The 17843-nt window shown below is 60.8% G+C and carries 17 protein-coding genes; 11 read left to right on the plus strand and 6 right to left on the minus strand.

Annotated elements, in window-relative coordinates; translation table 11 throughout:
* Positions 1-56 precede the first annotated feature (56 nt).
* On the plus strand, positions 57-935 hold the full coding sequence (locus AC0L37_RS01795; RefSeq protein ID WP_282222157.1) for a c-type cytochrome: 879 nt from the start codon (positions 57-59) through the stop codon (positions 933-935).
* Here AC0L37_RS01795 and AC0L37_RS01800 read toward each other — a convergent pair whose 3' ends face one another.
* The gene (locus AC0L37_RS01800) at positions 936-2522 is read right to left on the minus strand and encodes an L-aspartate oxidase (protein WP_282222156.1); all 1587 of its coding nucleotides are present in this window, start codon (positions 2520-2522) and stop codon (positions 936-938) included.
* A 72-nt stretch (positions 2523-2594) separates the two neighbouring features.
* Here AC0L37_RS01800 and AC0L37_RS01805 point away from each other — a divergent pair, with 72 nt between their 5' ends.
* Positions 2595-3050, plus strand: a complete 456-nt coding sequence (locus AC0L37_RS01805) for a hypothetical protein (protein ID WP_282222155.1) — start codon at positions 2595-2597, stop codon at positions 3048-3050.
* Here AC0L37_RS01805 and nadA read toward each other — a convergent pair.
* A complete protein-coding gene (gene nadA, locus AC0L37_RS01810; RefSeq protein WP_282222154.1) occupies positions 3047-4114 on the minus strand; it encodes a quinolinate synthase NadA in 1068 nt (355 codons plus the stop codon). The two genes, AC0L37_RS01805 and nadA, sit on opposite strands and share 4 nt — an antisense overlap.
* 122 nt (positions 4115-4236) lie before the next feature.
* Between nadA and eda the strand changes: the two genes are divergently transcribed.
* Genes eda through modB form a run of 3 tightly spaced genes read left to right on the plus strand, consistent with a single transcriptional unit; the run spans position 4237 to position 6347 of the window.
* Positions 4237-4872, plus strand: coding sequence for a bifunctional 4-hydroxy-2-oxoglutarate aldolase/2-dehydro-3-deoxy-phosphogluconate aldolase (gene eda, locus AC0L37_RS01815; RefSeq protein ID WP_282222153.1), 636 nt, complete (start codon positions 4237-4239; stop codon positions 4870-4872).
* A 33-nt stretch (positions 4873-4905) separates the two neighbouring features.
* Positions 4906-5670 carry a molybdate ABC transporter substrate-binding protein gene (gene modA / locus AC0L37_RS01820; RefSeq protein WP_282222152.1) on the plus strand — a complete coding sequence of 255 codons (765 nt, stop codon included), beginning with the start codon at positions 4906-4908 and terminating at the stop codon, positions 5668-5670.
* On the plus strand, positions 5667-6347 hold the full coding sequence (gene modB, locus AC0L37_RS01825; RefSeq protein WP_212656784.1) for a molybdate ABC transporter permease subunit: 681 nt from the start codon (positions 5667-5669) through the stop codon (positions 6345-6347). The genes modA and modB overlap by 4 nt, the downstream gene beginning before the upstream one ends.
* Here modB and ligD read toward each other — a convergent pair.
* Both ligD and ku read right to left on the minus strand, forming a co-directional pair.
* Complete coding sequence (gene ligD / locus AC0L37_RS01830; protein ID WP_473315294.1) at positions 6344-8896, minus strand: DNA ligase D; 2553 nt, start codon at positions 8894-8896, stop codon at positions 6344-6346. The genes modB and ligD overlap by 4 nt on opposite strands.
* Positions 8790-9737, minus strand: coding sequence for a non-homologous end joining protein Ku (ku, locus tag AC0L37_RS01835; RefSeq protein WP_473314030.1), 948 nt, complete (start codon positions 9735-9737; stop codon positions 8790-8792). The genes ligD and ku overlap by 107 nt, the downstream gene beginning before the upstream one ends.
* Before the next feature lie 165 nt (positions 9738-9902).
* Here ku and AC0L37_RS01840 point away from each other — a divergent pair, with 165 nt between their 5' ends.
* From AC0L37_RS01840 to AC0L37_RS01850, 3 genes are all read left to right on the plus strand, one after another.
* Positions 9903-10886: an SPFH domain-containing protein gene (locus tag AC0L37_RS01840; RefSeq protein WP_212656787.1), complete on the plus strand. Its 984-nt coding sequence runs from the start codon at positions 9903-9905 to the stop codon at positions 10884-10886.
* Positions 10887-10895: 9 nt separating this feature from the next.
* Positions 10896-11348, plus strand: a complete 453-nt coding sequence (locus tag AC0L37_RS01845; RefSeq protein ID WP_269370113.1) for an NfeD family protein — start codon at positions 10896-10898, stop codon at positions 11346-11348.
* A gap of 116 nt (positions 11349-11464) precedes the next feature.
* Positions 11465-12745, plus strand: coding sequence for an outer membrane beta-barrel protein (locus tag AC0L37_RS01850; RefSeq protein ID WP_282222149.1), 1281 nt, complete (start codon positions 11465-11467; stop codon positions 12743-12745).
* Positions 12746-12752: 7 nt separating this feature from the next.
* On the opposite strand, the gene galU is transcribed toward AC0L37_RS01850, so the two are convergent.
* Positions 12753-13643 (minus strand): UTP--glucose-1-phosphate uridylyltransferase GalU, encoded by an 891-nt coding sequence (gene galU / locus AC0L37_RS01855; RefSeq protein ID WP_212656790.1) that lies wholly within the window; start codon positions 13641-13643, stop codon positions 12753-12755.
* A 96-nt stretch (positions 13644-13739) separates the two neighbouring features.
* Here galU and galE point away from each other — a divergent pair, with 96 nt between their 5' ends.
* The 3 genes from galE to AC0L37_RS01870 all read left to right on the plus strand — a co-directional run bounded on the left by galE (position 13740) and on the right by AC0L37_RS01870 (position 17184).
* Positions 13740-14726 (plus strand): UDP-glucose 4-epimerase GalE, encoded by a 987-nt coding sequence (gene galE / locus AC0L37_RS01860; protein WP_269370117.1) that lies wholly within the window; start codon positions 13740-13742, stop codon positions 14724-14726.
* Between the two features lie 36 nt (positions 14727-14762).
* The gene (locus AC0L37_RS01865) at positions 14763-15950 is read left to right on the plus strand and encodes a lytic murein transglycosylase (RefSeq protein ID WP_282222148.1); all 1188 of its coding nucleotides are present in this window, start codon (positions 14763-14765) and stop codon (positions 15948-15950) included.
* 73 nt (positions 15951-16023) lie between these two features.
* A complete protein-coding gene (locus tag AC0L37_RS01870; RefSeq protein WP_269370120.1) occupies positions 16024-17184 on the plus strand; it encodes an SGNH/GDSL hydrolase family protein in 1161 nt (386 codons plus the stop codon).
* Here AC0L37_RS01870 and hpt read toward each other — a convergent pair.
* Positions 17181-17720, minus strand: coding sequence for a hypoxanthine phosphoribosyltransferase (gene hpt, locus AC0L37_RS01875; protein ID WP_212656794.1), 540 nt, complete (start codon positions 17718-17720; stop codon positions 17181-17183). The genes AC0L37_RS01870 and hpt overlap by 4 nt on opposite strands.
* Positions 17721-17843 lie beyond the last annotated feature (123 nt).

Below are 17843 nucleotides of genomic sequence, written 5' to 3' on the forward strand. Positions count from 1 at the left end.
CCGATTGCTCCGACCGGCTCGCTCTGCTTGTATCGCCTGATCAGTTGAGAGGGTGAATGATGCGGCGGTGGATCTGGGGTGTGGCGGCTGCGGCCGTCATTGGTGTCGGTGCGGCCGTTTACATGCTCAAGCCGGTTAGCGGGCCTGAACGCGATTTGACGCTGATCGGTGACGTTACGCGTGGCAATTACCTGATCCGTCTGGGCGGTTGTGTCGCTTGTCACACCGATACCGCCAATGACCGGGCCTTCCTGTCAGGCGGTGCCGGACTTGAAACACAGTTTGGTACTTTTGTGCCGCCTAATATTACCTCCGATAAGGCCGCTGGCATCGGCGACTGGACCATTTCGCAGTTCAGTGACGCCATGAGCAATGGCATGGGGCCGCGGGGTAATCTCTATCCCGTGTTTCCCTATGAGCATTATACGCTGATGAGCGATCAGGAGATCGTCGATCTCTACGCGGCACTGATGGCCACCGAACCGGTGAGTGATGCGGCGCCCGCGAGCGATATTGGCTTTCCCTTCAATATCCGGCTTGCCATGGCGGGGTGGAAAAACCTGTTCTTTTCTCCTGGCCGATTTGTGCCTGAAGCCGACAAATCCGACGCCTATAATCGCGGCAAGTATCTGGCGTATGGGCCAGCCCATTGCGTAGCCTGTCACTCACCGCGCAACGCATTAGGGGCGCTCGACTGGGGTCAGGCGCTAACTGGTTCGCCAGGCGGTGTGGGTGGCAAGGCACCACCCCTGACCCGTGCCGCGCTGATCGACGAAGGGTATGACACCGAGACACTGGCGCAAACGCTTGTCGACGGGTTTACGCCGGGTTTTGATCTGCTCGGTGGGGCGATGGGCGAAGTCGTTGCCGAAGGCACCTCACAATGGACCGCGGAAGATCGCATGGCGCTGGCCGAATTCCTGCTGGCCGAGTGATCAGGCGTTGGCGCGGATTGCCAGCGCTTCATCGAGCGCCATGGTGGTGTGGTGCTCCCAGTGCTCGTCAGTTTCGGGAAAATCGGTGCGGTAGTGGCCGCCTCGGCTTTCGGTGCGCTTGAGCGCTGCCGCTGCGACCAGAGTGGCCGAAGTGGTCATGTTGAGAAAAGCACTGGTGACGTGCTCGGCCGTGGCTTCGAGCCGGGCGATCTGCTGCAGGGCCAGGCTAAGGCCGGCAACATCGCGTTCTACGCCCACCAGATCGGTCATGACCCGGCGCAATTGCTGGACGGCGGGGAGGTCGCGCAAAATGGCCTCGGCCTTGGCGCCTTCGGCTTCGTCCCATTCGATGCCCTTGAACGGGGCAAGATTGCGTACGGGCTCGAGTCCGCCAATGTCATCGGCTATCCGGGCGCCATAGACCGTGGCCTCTAGTAGCGAATTCGAGGCCAGTCGGTTGGCGCCATGCAGCCCTGTGCAACTGGCTTCGCCGCAGACCCAAAGGCCGGGGAGTGAAGAGCGCCCGCGTTCGTCAACCTTAACGCCGCCCATGTGAAAATGGGCTGCCGGGGTAACCGGGATCATGCCCGCAACCGGGTCGATACCGGCATCAAGGCAATACTGGGAGACGGTCGGAAAACGCGTCAGAATATCGGCACCCAGGGCCTGCCGTGTGTCGAGAAAGACCTGTCGGCCTGACTGGATCTGTCGGAAATTGGCGCGGGCGACAATGTCCCGCGGCGCCAGTTCGGCGTCGGGATGAATGGCGGGCATGAAGCGCTCGCCCAGATCATTGACCAGAATGGCGCCTTCGCCGCGCAGTGCTTCAGTGGCAAGCGGGGCAGGGTCGGCACTGGTCGCTATGGCGGTCGGGTGAAACTGCACGAATTCGGCATCGGCAATCAGCGCTCCGGCGCGAGCTGCCATGCCCATGGCATGTCCGCGTACGCCCGGCGGATTGGTGGTGACAGCGTAAAGGCCGCCCAGACCACCAGCAGCCAGTACGGTTGCACGCGCGCGGATGAACACGGGTTCGGAGTAGCGGTCGCCTAGCTTGCGGCAGAAGACACCGACAATGCGACCATTGTCGCGGGCCAGGCTGAGCGCGGTAATGCCTTCGACGACGCGGATAGAGGGGGTGCGGCGCACTTCGGCGATGATTGCCTGCATGATGGCCCAGCCCGCGCGATCACCCTCGACCTTGACGATGCGGTTGGCCGAATGGGCTGCTTCTTTGCCCAGCGCATAATTGCCGAAATCGTCGCGATCAAACGGAGTGCCCCAGCGCGCCAGATCTTCAATCCGGGCAGCCGCTTCTGCCGTCACACTCTCGGCGGTGCCGTGATCGACAATACCGGCGCCAGCCATTTCGGTGTCGGCGGCATGTGCGTGAGAGCTGTCGCCCTGTCCCACAGCGGCGGCTACACCGCCCTGAGCCCAGGCCGAGCTGGCCCCCATGCCCAACGGCTTGGGTGAGAGTACCGTCACGGGTCGCGGTGCCAGCTTGAGCGCGGTGAACAGACCGGCCAGTCCGGCACCCACAATCAGGGCGCCGTCGGCATTGAGGGTGTTGTCGATGACGGTCATGGCCGGCTCCGGGCGGTTCTCAAACTAGGTAATTGCCCTTAAGGTCTTTTGCGTAGCAAGACCGGAGCCAAAATGACGGCGCGATCTGATGACGAAAACGGGCTTGGCGAAGAGCGTCAGAGCGGCTTTGCCGCGGCTGCGCCGCTTGAAGCTTATGAGGCGATCTACCGGCTGGTACTGAGCGCCTACCGATATCGTTGCGCGTTGACTGGCGAGCAGTTTCTGGCCGATGTGGGGCTGCTGCATCCGCATCTGGCAGTCGAGGCGATCCGGCCGCGCGAGACCGGCGGCCCGCTGCAGATCAACAACTACATTGCGCTTGAAGAGCATGCTGCTCGGGCCTTTCGCCGAGGACAGATCCTGATTGAAGACGATTACGGCATTACCGTGCCTAACCCCGACGCATTGGACCCGGCAGTTCTGGTGCGGCTCAACGCCGATCGACGCCTGCTCGTGCCGGTGGAGGGGCTGTTTCAACCCAGTCCGGCCCATCTGGCCTTCCACCGTCAGCACGTGCTGGGGGCCTAGTCGCCCTTCCGGCTCATGTCGATCATGCGCTCCACGGCCAGCCGCGCTGCGGGAATGATTTCTTCGGGCACCGTAACTTCCTCAGTCAAGGTGTGCAGCGACCACAGGATGTTCTCGAGGTTGATGCGCTTCATGTGCGGGCAGATATTGCAGCCGCGCAGGAAATCGACACCGGTGGTTTCACTGGCAACATTGTCGGACATGGAGCACTCGGTCACCATCACGACCCGGGCGGGGCGTTCGGTCTTGACCCAGTCGATCATGGCAGCAGTCGAGCCAGCAAAATCCACCGCATCGATAACCTCGGGCGGGCATTCGGGATGCGCGATGATCTTGGCGGTGGGATAGGCGTGGCGCAGTTCGGAGATGTCTTCTGCGGTGAAGGTTTCGTGCACCTCGCAGGCCCCCGCCCAGGTAATGACCTTCTTGGAGGTCTTTTTGGCGGTGTTCTTGGCCAGATACTGGTCGGGGATCATGATGACGCTGTCACCCTCGACCCGATTGACGATGTCGAGTGCATTGGACGAGGTGCAGCACACATCGGTCACGGCCTTAACGGCCGCCGAGGTGTTCACATACGTCACAACGGGCACGCCGGGATACATCTCGCGCATGGCGATGACGTCTTCTGCGGTGATTGAGGAGGCCAACGAGCATCCGGCGCGGCTGTCGGGAATGAGCACAGTCTTGTCGGGATTGAGCAGCTTCGAGGTCTCGGCCATGAAGTGAACGCCGCACTGGACGATGACCTGCTGGCGGACCTTTGTGGCCTCGACAGCAAGCTGGAGGCTGTCGCCAACAATGTCGGCGACACCGTGATATATCTGCGGTGTCTGGTAGTTATGGGCCAGAATGACCGCGTCCTTTTCCTTCTTGAGCCGGTTGATCTCAAAAATCAGCGGGGCATAGAAGGACCATTCGATCTCGGGGATCTTGTCGCGCACCCTGTCGTACACCTTGGCGGTGGCGCGCTCGATGGCCTTGGAGAATTTCAGATCGAAGTGCTCGGCGAGTATGGCGCGCGCCTCATCTAGAGGCGTCAACGCGTTAATTGTCTGCACCATGCACGATCCTCCCGAGGTCGAGCCGGAACCTAGGGATTTTTGCGTCGCTTTTCAATGAACGGGCTTGCTAGAATTTTGCCAAGCTCCTAACCCTTGGCCAACTCACAGCTGAAAGGCCCACCATGCCGCAAGATACCGCTGCCCTTCGTTCCATCCTGTCGCTGGCCCCCGTTGTGCCGGTGATCATTCTTGACGATGTCAGCCAGGCGCGGCCATTGGCCGAGGCGCTGGTTGCCGGTGGGCTACCCATTCTGGAAGTGACGCTGCGAACGCCAAATGCGCTCAAGGTGATGGAAGAGATGGGCAAGGTTGAGGGCGCCATTGTTGGTTCGGGTACGGTGCGCAGCGCGCTGCATATGAAGCAGTCCGTTGATGCCGGTTGTCAGTTCATGGTGTCGCCTGGTATTTCGCCGCGCATTCTGGACGCCGCCGACGATATCAGCATTCCACTGCTGCCCGGTATTGCAACGCCAAGCGAAGCGATGACGGCTGCCGAGCGGGGCTATGGCTTTCTCAAGTTCTTCCCGGCCGAAGCCAATGGCGGTGCGCCGGTGCTCAAGGCCTTTGCCTCGCCGCTGGCCGATATCACTTTCTGCCCCACCGGCGGTATCGATCCTGCCAAGGCCAAGGTCTATCTAGGCCTGCCCAATGTGATCTGCGTGGGCGGGTCCTGGATCATGCCTGCCGACGCGCTGGCTTCCAATGACTGGGGCCGCATCGAAGCGCTGGCCCGCGAAGCCAGTCAGCTGCGCGGCTAGTTGAATGCGCCTGCCCGTGGTGCGTTTGAAACCATGAGCATCACTCCGCGCAGGATCGCAGCGATCATTGGGCTTGTTGTCGGTCTTGCGCTGCCCGGTGCCGTTCGCGCCGAGACGGTGCATGTTGCGGTTGCCGCCAACTTTACGGCCGTGGCCGAACAATTGGCCCTCCTGTTTGCCGCCGAAACAGACCATCACCTAGTCTATAGTTTCGGGGCAACCGGCCAACTCTACGCCCAGATCAGCCAAGGCGCGCCCTATGCGGTGCTCCTGGCTGCCGATGCGGCACGACCCAGCCGGGCCATTGCCGAAGGCTTTGGCGTGGCGGGAACACAGTTCACCTATGCAGTTGGTGCGCTGGCGCTTTATAGCCGATCGTTGGATGTGCGTGACGGGGCGGCTGTGTTGCGTTCCGGTGGGTTCAACAAGCTGGCCATGGCCGATCCACAATCGGCGCCCTATGGTCTGGCCGCCCAGCAGGCACTTGATCGTCTGGGGTTAACGGCGGCGCTGGCGCCAAAACTGGTAATCGGACAAAATATCACCCAGACGTTGCAGTTTGTTGAAAGCGGCAACGCTGAAGCCGGTTTTGTCGGGCTGAGTCAGGTGGCGGGCAAAACGGGTATCTGGATTGTGCCAAAAGGGCTCTACGAGCCCATTGCACAGGATGCGGTATTGCTTAACCCTGGGCGCGACAGCGCAGCGGCGCGGGCATTTCTGGCTTTCCTGCGCAGCGAGACGGCCCATCGTGTGATAGAAGCGGCGGGCTATGACTTCAGCAGTGGACCGCCGCAATGAATCTGGCTGAGCTATGGCCGCCGATCAGCGTGACGCTGAGTCTGGCCAGTATCAATACGCTGATCCTGTTGCTGGTGGGCACGCCGATTGCCTGGTGGCTGGCGCGTAGCAGGAGCCGTTATCGTGAACTGGTTGGCGCGCTGGTGGCCATGCCGCTGGTCTTGCCGCCAACCGTGCTGGGTTTTTATCTGCTGATAGCGCTTGGTCCTGACGGCCCGGGTGGCTGGATCGCCGGCCTGTGGGGCGGGCGCACGCTAGCCTTTTCCTTCACCGGTCTGGTTATCGGTTCATTCTTTTATTCACTGCCCTTCATGGTCCAGCCGCTGCGCAATGGATTTGCCGCCATTGGGGATGATCCGCTTGAAGCCGCATCAAGCCTTGGCGCGAGCAATTGGCAACGCTTCTGGCGGGTGGCGCTGCCCTTGGCGCGGTCGGGCTATATCACGGGCGCCGTGATGACCTTTGCCCACACGGTGGGGGAGTTTGGCGTAGTCCTGATGATTGGCGGCAATATCCCGGGGCAGACCAAGGTCACGGCCATTGCGCTTTATGACTATGTCGAGCGCCTGCAATGGGGGCAGGCGCATATATTGGCGCTGGGCATGGTGGTCTTCGCCTTCGTGGTCATTGCGGTGACGCTGACGATCGATCGACGCATCAATGTGCCCATGCCCTAGTCGGCTTGGGTGACGGCTTTGAGCATGGGCTTGGTGATGGACTGGGTGATCTCGAAATAGTCTGTCCATGGGTCAGCTTCACTGGCGCGTTCGGCGGCAGCGGCGAGCGTAAACTGGTTGGCGGACTTGACGTTCTGCAACTCATCCCAGCTCACGGGCACGGCAGCCGGAGCGCCTTCGCGGGAGCGGCTGGACCACGGGGCGATCGCCGTCGAACCGCGTTCATTACGCAGATAGTCGATAAACAGCTTACCCTTGCGCTTGGCCTTGCTCATGGTGGCGATGTAGCGATCGGGCTGGTCGTCGGCCAGTCGTTGCGCCAGACCCTTGCAGAAGGCTTTCACCTCGGGCCACGCAACCCTTGGTGTCAGCGGGGCAATGACATGCACCCCCTTGCCGCCGGACACCAGCGGGTAACTTTTGAGCCCCAGGGCATTGAGCACGTCGCGAATATCGGTGGCCGCTGCGCGCACATCGGCAAAGCCAAGCCCTTCATCGGGATCGATGTCAAAGATGATGCGCTCGGGCTTTTCGACATCCTTGTTGCGTGATCCCCAGAGATGCCATTCGAGCACGTTCATCTGCGTGCCCGCGATCAGGCCGGCCAGATCGTCGATATAGAAATAGTCATCCTTGCTACCGTCCTTTTCGGTGATCAGCAGCGACTTCATGGCGTCCGGGAAGCCGCCCGTGTCGTGTTTCTGGAAGAAGCAGTATTTGGCACGACCCTGTGGGCAGCGCAGCAGGCTGAGCGGACGGGTGGCGACGTAGGGCAACATGCGTTCAGCGACCGCAGCGTAATAGGCAACCAGTTCGGCCTTGGTCACGCCCTGTCCGGGATAGACCACCCGATCAGGGCTGGTCAGGCGGACAGCGGCCTTGTCAGCAGCGGCGATACCCGCCTTGGCGTTCAGTGCCGCTGCATCAGGCTGATCGGTCGGTTTTTCCAGCGTGACGTCCTTGGCGGATTTGTCTTCGCGCAGGCCCAGAAACGAGGGATGGCGCAGAATCCCGTCCGGGGTAAACTCCGCATAGCCGATTTCCGCCACCAGCTCTGGCGTGATCCAGCGGGCATTGCGGGCGATGGGTTTGGGCACTTGGGCGAAAGGGCTGGTCTTGCGGCTGCGGCTGTCGAGCTGGCGCTGCAACTCTTCTGCGACATCGACACTGAACCCGGTACCGACACGACCGCGATAGGTCAGCTTGCCATCATCCCAAGTGCCCAAGAGCAAGGAGGCGAAGGTCTTCTTCTTTGACGAAGGCGACCAGCCCGCGATGACAAATTCCTGCCGCCGCGCGCATTTAATCTTGAGCCAGTTGCGATTGCGATCGCTGCGATAGGGAGCATCAGCCTGCTTGGCAATAATGCCCTCATGGTTCTCGCGACATAGGGCGTCGAGTACCTTTTGGCCATTGCCCGTGACATGAGTGGAGAGTTGCACAAGCGAAGATGCATCGATGCTACCAAGTAGTGCTTCTAGCCGCCGCTTGCGCTCGGTGAGCTTGAGTTTGGCAGTGTCCTCGCCATTTTCTTCAATCAGATCAAATGCGAAGAAAGTCAGAGGACCGCCATCGGACAGACGCTGTTTGAGGGTGGAGAAATCGGTGCGTCCCTTGCTGTCAAAGGCGCAGAGCTCGCCATCGATCAGCGCCGAACCCTTGGTGATGCGGCTCAGGGGCGGGACGATGGTGGCGAACTGGTCGGTCCAGTCCTTGCCGTTGCGGGTAAACAGCCGGACCTGATCGCCAGCTATCGCGGCCTGACAGCGATAGCCGTCATATTTCATCTCGAACACCCAATCATTGCCTTCGGGCACCTCGCTGCTCAGCGTCGCGAGCTGCGGCGGGCGAAACTCGGGCAGTTGGCCTGACTTACCGCTCTTGGGCTTGTTGGGTGCGGGATTGTCGACTGCCTTGTCGGGGTCAGAGTGCCAGACGGCATCAGCCTTGGTCTTGGTGGTCTTTTTGGGTTTGAGGCCCTTTGCGATTCCCGCCATATCGCGCCCGGTCGAGACCGATCTTGTGAAGCGAGTGGTTAGCGTTTCTTCGTTCCTTGCCTGCTCATCGCGGTGTTTGATCAGGAGCCAGTTCTGGCGAGCGGGACCCGATTTGCGCTTGGTGTCGCGGCCCTTCATGTGCACCAGAACCCATTCGCCCTTCATGCGCTGACCATGCAGGCGCATTTTCAGGTCGCCGCCCTCCAGCGCTTCTTGTGGGTCGCCAATGGGCTCCCAGGTGCCCTGATCCCAGAGCATCACGGTGCCGCCGCCATACTCGTCGGCGGGGATCGTGCCTTCGAAATCACCATAGGCGAGGGGGTGATCTTCGACGCGAACGGCAAGCCGCTTGTCACTGGGGTTGTCGGAAGGTCCTTTGGTCACAGCCCAGCTTTTGAGCACGCCATCAAGCTCGATGCGGAAATCATAGTGCAGCCGCGTTGCATCATGTTTCTGGACCACGAAGCGGTTGCCGCCGGCAGTTACGGCGCTCTGGCCTGAGGGTTCCTGCGTCTTGGTGAAGTCGCGCTTGGCCTGATAGTCCTTGAGCAGCGTGTCGGCTTTGCTGGCCATGGATCAACTGGCTTTCTTGCGCGGCGCGCTCTTGGCCGGTGTTTTTCTTGCCGCCGGAGCTGCCTTCAAGGCTCGATTTGAGCGCTGCCATCAAATCCACGACATTGGAGCCGCTGGGTGCAGCCTCGGCGGGCTCATCCTTGGTGGACACCTTTTTGCTCTTGGATTTCAGCTTGGTGGCGATCAGCTCGCGCAGGGCGGCCTGATAGTGGTCCTTGAACACGCCCGCGTCGAAGGGCGCGGTCTTTTTCTCGATCAGGGCGGTTGCAACTTCGAGCAGTTCGGCGTCGGCCTTCTTTGCCGAGATTTCGGCAAAATACGGATCAGCTTTGCGCAATTCCTCCTCGTAGTGGAGGGTTTCAAGCAGCAGGCCCGTGCCGGTTGGTTTGATGGCAACCAGATATTCCTTGCCGCGCAGGGCCAGCTGACCGAGCCCGACCTTTTCGCTGGCCCGCAAGGCATCGCGGATGACGCGGAAGGCATCTTCGGCCAGATCGTCAGCGGGAACGATGAAATAGGGTTTATCAAAATAGATCGGATCGATTTCGCATGCGCCGACAAACTGCGTCAGTTCCAGGGTCTTGCGCGTGTCGAGTTTGACCGCATCAATTTCCTCATTGCTGAGCAGGACATAGTCGCCCTTTTCGTACTCAAACCCTTTCATGATCTCGTCCTTGTCGACGGGACCAACGCCCGCCACTACTTTTTCGTAGTGGATCGGCTTGCCCGTCGGCTCATGGATCTGGCGGAAGCTGGGCTTGGCGCTCGACTTTGTCGCTGTGTAAAGCTCCACGGCGATGGAGACGAGGGAGAGGCGCAACTGGCCTTTCCAGATGGGACGTGACGCTGGCATGGCGGGCTCGCTGGTCTGACGACTTTTGCCAATAACGAGTCCGATTGCGCCTTTGTTCCGCCGCGGTCGGCGTTGCGCGTGCCTCAAGACGTCCATAAGGTCTCGGCAAAATGCGGCATGGGAGAATCGAGAATGGACAGTTTTGGGTTGGACGGCCTCAGCATCACGCTGATTGGTCTGGGTATTCTGGCATTGCTGGTACTGTTTGCCGGTGCCAAGATCGTACCGCAGGGCTACAACTTCACCATTGAGCGGTTCGGCAAATATACCCGTACTCTCAGGCCCGGCCTGAACCTGATCGTGCCGTTTATCGATGCCATCGGCAAGCGCATCAATGTGATGGAGCAGGTGCTCGATGTGCCCCATCAGGAAGTGATCACCCGCGACAATGCCTCGATTACGGCCAATGGCGTGACCTTTTACCAGATACTGGATGCGGCAGCGGCGGCCTATGAGGTCTCCAACCTTGAAAACGCCATTCTCAACCTGACCATGACCAACATCCGCACGGTGATGGGCTCGATGGATCTGGATCAGTTGCTGTCCAATCGCGACGAGATCAATCAGCGCCTGCTTGGGGTGGTTGATGCGGCCGTATCGCCCTGGGGTGTCAAGATCACCCGCATCGAGATCAAGGATATCGACCCGCCCAAGGATCTGGTGGATTCCATGGGGCGTCAGATGAAGGCTGAGCGTGAAAAGCGTGCGGCTATTCTGGAAGCTGAGGGCCGTCGTCAGAGTGCGATCCTGCAAGCGGAAGGCGCCAAGCAGGCCCAGGTTCTTGAAGCCGAGGGCCGCAAGGAAGCCGCGTTCCGCGATGCTGAAGCGCGCGAGCGTTCGGCTGAAGCCGAAGCCAAGGCGACCCAGGTGGTGAGCGAGGCCATCGCCTCGGGCAGTGTGCAGGCGATCAACTATTTCGTCGCCAATAACTATATCAAAGCACTGGAATCGATCGCCAAATCGCCGAACCAGAAGCTGCTGATGATGCCGATGGAAGCGGCCAGCGTCATCGGGGCTATTGGCGGCATCGCTGAAATCGCCAAGGAAACCTTCGGTGACAAGGGACAAGCCGCGGCACGTCCGGGACGTCCACCCTCGGCAGGGTCGGCGCAATAGGAGGCGGTGATGCAGATCGTTGATCTGATTGTTGCCAATGGACACTGGTCCTGGATTGTTGGCGGATTGGTCTTGCTGGGCCTCGAACTCGTTCTGCCGGGCGGGTTTTTGCTGTGGATGGGCATTTCGGGGATCATTACCGGGTTGCTAACCATGGTGCAGCCCATGCCGTGGCCGCTGCAGTGGCTGATCTTTGGCGGTCTGAGCCTGCTGACTATCTTTGCCTGGGTGCGCTGGAGCCGCAATCGGCCCACACCGACCGATCGTCCCTTTCTAAATAGGCGCGCTGACCATTTTATCGGGCACGAGACAGTGCTGGAGCAGGCTATTGCCCAGGGCTATGGCCGGGTGGTGCTAGGCGATACGGTTTGGCGGGTATCGGGGCCCGAACTGCCTGTCGGGCAGCGCGTGCGGATCGTGGGCAGCGATGGGGCGGTGCTCAAGGTCGAGGCGATCTCTTAGCGCCGGGCAAGTCTTCGTTAACCATAAGATGGAAAGATCGCCACGCCTCGGACAATTGCGTCCGCAGGTGTCGATCGGTACGCCGATTGCCTGTTCACTGGCTGGCGGAGCGGAACTTGTCCTTGCGGTTACGGCACACGATCTGGCGGGCTGGCGCCTTGTGCACATTGTGCCTGGCAGCGCCCGCTATCGCGCAATCGGATGTGTTTACCGGCGACGGGTCGCGTAGCGATAATGACCGGCTGACGCCGGGCATCTACCCCGCTGACCCGGTGCTGGCCAATGGCAATTGGCTGCGCGAACCCCACGATCCATTCTTCGATGTCGACTGGTCGGTGGCGCTGCGCGGCAGCTATACAAAATCCACCAGCGGCGAACGCTTTGATGTCCGCACAATTCCTTCGGTGACGCTAAGCCATACCGGCTCGCGCTCCAATGTGAGTGCTACCGGCAGTGCCGAAATCGTGCAGCCGATCAATGGTCAGATTGATGTCAGCGCCCTGCGCCTGTCGGGTTCGCTTGGCTACGCGCTGGATAGTGACACGACACTGGATGCAGCGGGCCGCTTGTCGGTGACACGTTCACAAGCAGGGACGCCGGGCGTCGCCAGCAATATCGAGGTTGCGCCCCTGACGATCAGCGGTGGCGGCGATCTGGGTGTGACGCGGCAATTCGGCAAGTTCAATGTCGGATTGACCGGCTCGGCTGATCGCACGGTTTATCAGGAGACGACCCTGAGCGATGGCACACGCGTCAACAATGCCGATCAGGACGCCTGGGCGCTCAACACAGGATTGCGGGTGGGCTTTCAGATCACGCCGATCTTTGAAGTGTTCGGCAGAGCCAGCGTTGGCCGCGATGTATTTGACGTGCAGTCGGCATCGCTGGGTCTCAAGCCCGACGCAACCACCAGCTCGCTTGAGGCTGGTGTGACGGGCAAGTGGAACGAGGTGCTCGAGGCAAGTGCGTCGACGGGAGTGACGCTGCGACGGTTTGATGCGAGTAGCCTAGGTGAAGTGACCGCTCAGACCTACGACGCCTCGCTGACATTCCGGCCCGATCCGACCATCCAGATGACCGCTGGTCTGTCGACTACTGTAGCGCCTCCGGGCCCAAGCGGGTCAGGATCAACGCGCATTGGCTACGCAGCTGATGGTGAAGTCGCCTATACGGTCAATAGCTGGGTCGCCCTGCGCGCGCTCGCCAATTGGAGCAGTGCGAGCTATATCGGCAGCACTGACACCGAAACCGGTTATGGTTTCGGCGCCGGTGGTGACTATAAGGTCAATGCCCATACCGCGCTGACTGCCGACTACAATTTCGACAAGTCAGACAGCTCGACCAACGGCCCGCAGGAGGCACACCAGGTCAGCGTCGGGATTACGGTATCGCGCTGATACAGACCTAGAGCTGGTCGCCAAAATCGAGATTGCGCAGTTCCTTGATGAAGCCGTCGCGGATATCGTCCCGGTCCAGGGCGAACAGCACATTGGCCGTCAAAAAACCCAGCTTTGAACCGCAGTCGAAGACCTTGCCTTCGTATTTTACCCCGGTGAAACGCTGCTCCTGCATCAGCACCTGCATGGCGTCGGTCAGCTGGATTTCTCCGCCAGCGCCCTTGGCCTGGTCGGCCAGCAGGTTAAAGATTTCCGGCTGCAGAATATAGCGACCCGAAATAAACAGGTTCGATGGCGCCTCTTCACGCTTGGGCTTTTCGACCATGCCATTGATGGTGAAGCCGGTATCGGGGCCCTCCCCGCGCACGACTACGCCGTAGGAGGATACGTCTTCCCACGCGCACTCCTCCACGCCAATAACATTGCCGCCGTTCTGTTCGTCCTCATAGGCGTCGATCATCTGGCGCAGGACACCGGGCTGCGCGCGGAAAATCATGTCGGGCAGCAGCAGGGCAAAGGGGTTATTGCCGACGATTTCGCGGGCGCACCAGACAGCGTGGCCCAGACCCAGCGGTTCCTGCTGGCGGGTGAAGCTGCTGTGGCCGGCCGAAGGCAAATCCTTGCGGAGCTCGTCGAGAGCCTCGGTCTTGCCACGCGCTTCCAGCGTGGTTTCGAGCTCGAACTGGCGGTCGAAATGGTCTTCGATCACGCCCTTATTGCGGCCGGTAACAAAGACAAAATGCTCAATGCCCGCTTCGCGCGCTTCATCGACCGCGTATTGAATGAGCGGTCGGTCCACAACGGTCAGCATCTCCTTGGGCATTGCCTTGGTGGCGGGCAGGAATCGGGTTCCGAGACCGGCTACCGGAAATACGGCCGTTCTGACGCGTTTGGACAAAGGTATCTCTCCGTGCTGTTGACGAAAGTAAAGCTATCGCAATGCTTGTATAATATCACGACAGAAAATTTGGTTGCAAATGCAGAGGGCTAGGCAATGGCGGTATTGGTAACGGGTGGCGCTGGATATATCGGCAGCCATATGGTTCTCAGCCTGAGTGATGCGGGCGAAAACGTCGTGGTGCTGGACAATCTGGTCACTGGTTTTGACTGGGCCATTGATGGGCGGGCGCTGTTCGAACAGGGCGATGCTGGCGACATTGATTTCGTGGTCGGGCTGATCAAAAAGCACGGCATCACCGAGATTGTGCATTTTGCTGGCTCCATCGTGGTGCCGGAATCGGTGACTAACCCATTGAAATATTACGGCAATAACACCGCGACCTCGCGCAATCTCATCGAAGCCGCCGTCAAGGGTGGGGTAAAGCATTTCATCTTCTCGTCCACGGCTGCGGTGTATGGCATGACAGGGCTGGCGCCGGTTGTGGAAACCACTCCACTCAATCCGATGTCGCCTTATGGCCGCTCCAAGCTGATGACCGAGATGATGCTGGCCGATGTGGCCGCGGCGCATCCGATGACCTTTGGCGTGCTGCGCTATTTCAATGTGGCCGGCGCCGATCCGCAGGGTCGTAGCGGGCAGTCCTCGCCCGAGGCGACCCACCTGATCAAGGTGGCCTGCCAGACGGCGCTGGGGCAGCGCGAGAAGATGGATATCTTCGGCACGGACTTCGAAACCCCTGATGGCACGGGCGTTCGCGACTATATCCATGTCAGCGATCTGATTGCCGCCCATGCCCTGTTGCTCAAGCATTTGCGCGGTGGTGGGGACAGCACAACGCTCAATTGCGCCTATGGTCAGGGCTATTCGGTGCGCGAGGTGGTGGAGACGGTTCGCAAGGTTTCCGGCGTTGATCTGCGGGCCGAAGAGGGGCCGCGGCGGGCCGGGGATCCGGCCTCGATTACCGCGACAGGCGAGAAGGTCCGGGCGACGCTGGGCTGGGTACCACAGCATGCTGACCTGACCGAAATCGTGCAATCGGCCTTTGCCTGGGAGAAGCATCTGATGGTGCGAAACCGCTAGCCGATGGACACCCTCAAGCTCCTATTGGCTAGCGCATTGTTAGCACTGAGCCTGACCACTGCCACATTTGGGCAGCCGGTCGAGAACTTTGACAGCTTTGTTGCCAATTTCCGCAGCAAGGCGGTGGCGGCGGGCGTCGACCGGCAAGTGTATGACGCAGTGATGGGTGGACTGACGCCGGACCCGCGCGTGCCAAAACTGGTAACAGCACAGCCCGAATTCACCACGCCGATCTGGGACTATATCGACGGGCGGGTGACCGCCGGACGGATCGAACGGGGCAAGGCAGCGATTGCGCGCAATCAGGCGCTGTTTGCGGCGGTGGGTGAAGCCTATGGCGTCGATCCCTATCTGCTGGGCGCGATCTGGGGCATGGAGACCGATTATGGCGCGGTATTGGGCAATGCTGGCCTGATCCGCCCGATCGTGCGTTCGCTGGCGACATTGGTGCATCAGCGCCGCAGCCGGCTGGTCGAGGATGAGGCTGATCTGATTGCAGCGCTGGTGCTGCTGCAGCGGGGGCAGACCAGTGCGGATGCCCTGCTGGGATCCTGGGCCGGTGCCATCGGGCATTTGCAGGTGAACCCCTCCAATGTGGTGGCGCATGGCACGGATGGCGATGGCGATGGTCGGGTGGACCTGCACAATTCACTGGCCGATGCGCTGGCCACCAGTGCGCGGTTCATGCGGGGGCTGGGTTACCAGCCCGGCGTTGATTGGGGCATGGAGGTGGTTGTGCCCAGCGGGTTCGACTATCTGCTGGCCAGCCGCACGCAATTGCGTCCGGTGTCGTTTTTTGCCGAGAGGGGCATAGCGCGGGTGGCAGGGCGTCAGTTCAGCGATCCGAACCTGCCGGTGTTTCTCTATGTGCCAGCGGGCAAGGATGGGCCGAAGTTTCTGATGACCCAGAACTATCTGGTGCTCAAGGGCTACAATTTCTCGGACAGCTACGCGATGAGCGTGGCGCATATGACCGACCGGCTCAAGGGCGGTGGGCCGTTTGTCGATGACTGGCCGCGCGGCACGGTGTTTCCCAATCTGGCCGAGCGCGAGGCAATCCAGCGCGCGCTGGGGGCGCTGGGGCTCTATGATGGCAGCGTGGATGGTCGGCTGGGGCCGATTACCCAGGAAGCCTATGCGCGCTTCCAGGCCAGCCAAGGCGCTGTTGCAGATGGCTTCATCACCAAGGCTGCCTATAATGCGCTGGCGGCTGTGCGCCGATAACTTCCCGGTGCGTGTGATGGCGCTGCGGTCTGGCTTTTGCTAGGAGGGGACAGGTTTGGCGCGTGAGTTGAGCATGACCCGTCTGTTTCTGGCATTGCTGATCGGGATGTTCGTCCTTGTGGACGTGGCGCCCGCGCTCGCCCAAAGCCCCGACACCATGCTGATGGCACAGGCGCAGAAGCGCCGGACGCTGTTTGACCTGTTGTTCGGTGAGGAAGAAACCAAGCCTGCTCCGGTGCAGCAGCCACAGCGCACCACGCGCCAGCAGGCACCCGCGGCCAGCCTGCCGCCGCCCAAGCCGCAGGTGGAGAAATCTGCCGACGCGACGCGACTGGCGGTGTTCGGCGACTCCCTGGCGATTGATCTGAGCAAGGCGCTTGAGCGGCACTATGCCGAGGACGCCAATCTGGTGGTGATCAATCAGGGGGTCAGCTCGTCCGGCTTTGTGCGCGATGACTTCTTTGACTGGAACAAGGCGCTAGCCGAGCAGATCGCGGCGGACAGCTTTGACATGGCCGTGGTGATCATCGGCATTAATGACCGTCAGGAGATCCGCGCGGAAGGGGAGACCTATTCATCGCTGACCGAAGGTTGGACGGCGGAATATCAGGCGCGACTGACCCGGTTCCTGGGGCAGTTGCGGGCGGCACGCAAGCCGGTCATCTGGGTCGGGCTGCCGCCCATGAGCAAGGCGTCCTATTCCGCAGCGATCAGCCAGATTGCCAATGTGCAGCGGCTGGCGACGTTTTCGGGCGGCGCGGAATATGTCGACATCTATGAGCGGTTCCTGGGCGAAGACGGCAAGTACAGCTCGTACGGGCCCGATGTAAACGGACAGAATGCGCGCATGCGCAAGGATGACGGCATCCATTTCGCAACGGCGGGATCGGACAAGCTGGCGTTCTATCTCAGCCAGTCGATCCGCACCTTCTATCGCGGTGGCGGTGTGGTCAGTGCGGTGGCCGATCCGCTGCTGGGCACCGATGCAGCGGCCATGGTGCGCCCGCCCTATCAGGGGCTGGGGCAGACGCGTCTGCTGGAAATCGCCGGGGCAGTGATCCCGATCAGCCGGGTGCCGGCGCGCTCCAATGACCTGCTGATATCGTCGGGCGCGCCTGCTGCACCTGCACCCTTTACGCTGGAGGCGCTGATGAGCGCCCCGATCGGTCGGGTGGATGCGTTTGGCGTGGGGGTCGACCCTGCAGCCGTGGTCGAAAACGGCAGCGGCCGCTAGTCGGTAAAGCGGACTGCGCCGATATGGGGCAGGTTGCGATTGCGCTGGCCGTAATCGATGCCATAGCCAACCACAAATTTGTCTGGAATATCAAAGCCGATCCAGCGCGCCTGCACGTCGGTTTCGCGGCGGCTGGGCTTGTTGAGCAGGGCGCACACTTCCATGCGGCGGGGGTGGCGGGTGCCGAGGATTTCGAGCACATGCTTGAGCGTATAGCCGGTGTCGACAATGTCCTCGACCACCAGCACGTCGCGGCCGGCGATCTCGCCGCGCAGATCCTTGAGGATGCGGACTTCACGGCTCGATTCCATGGCATTGCCATAGGAAGAGGCTTCCATGAAGTCGACTTCAACCGGCAGGTCGAGTTCGCGCACCAGATCGGCGATGAAGATGAATGAGCCGCGCAGCAGGCCGACGACGACGAGCTTGTCGGTATCGGCGTAATGAGTGGAGATCTCTTTTGCCAGGGCTTCGACGCGGGCGGCGATGGACTTGGCCGAGATCAGTTCATCGACGACATAGGGCTTCTGGGTCATGGCAGTTCTCTAACTTGGCATGCGATGCGACAGCGCAGATCGGCCAAGCTGATAGCAGAATGTGTGTCGGCACGGTAGCGCTGGTGGTGGTGGCGTTTTTTGGGTTTGCTGAGGGGGATTTGG

It is taken from the genome of Devosia sp. J2-20, assembly GCF_055808475.1.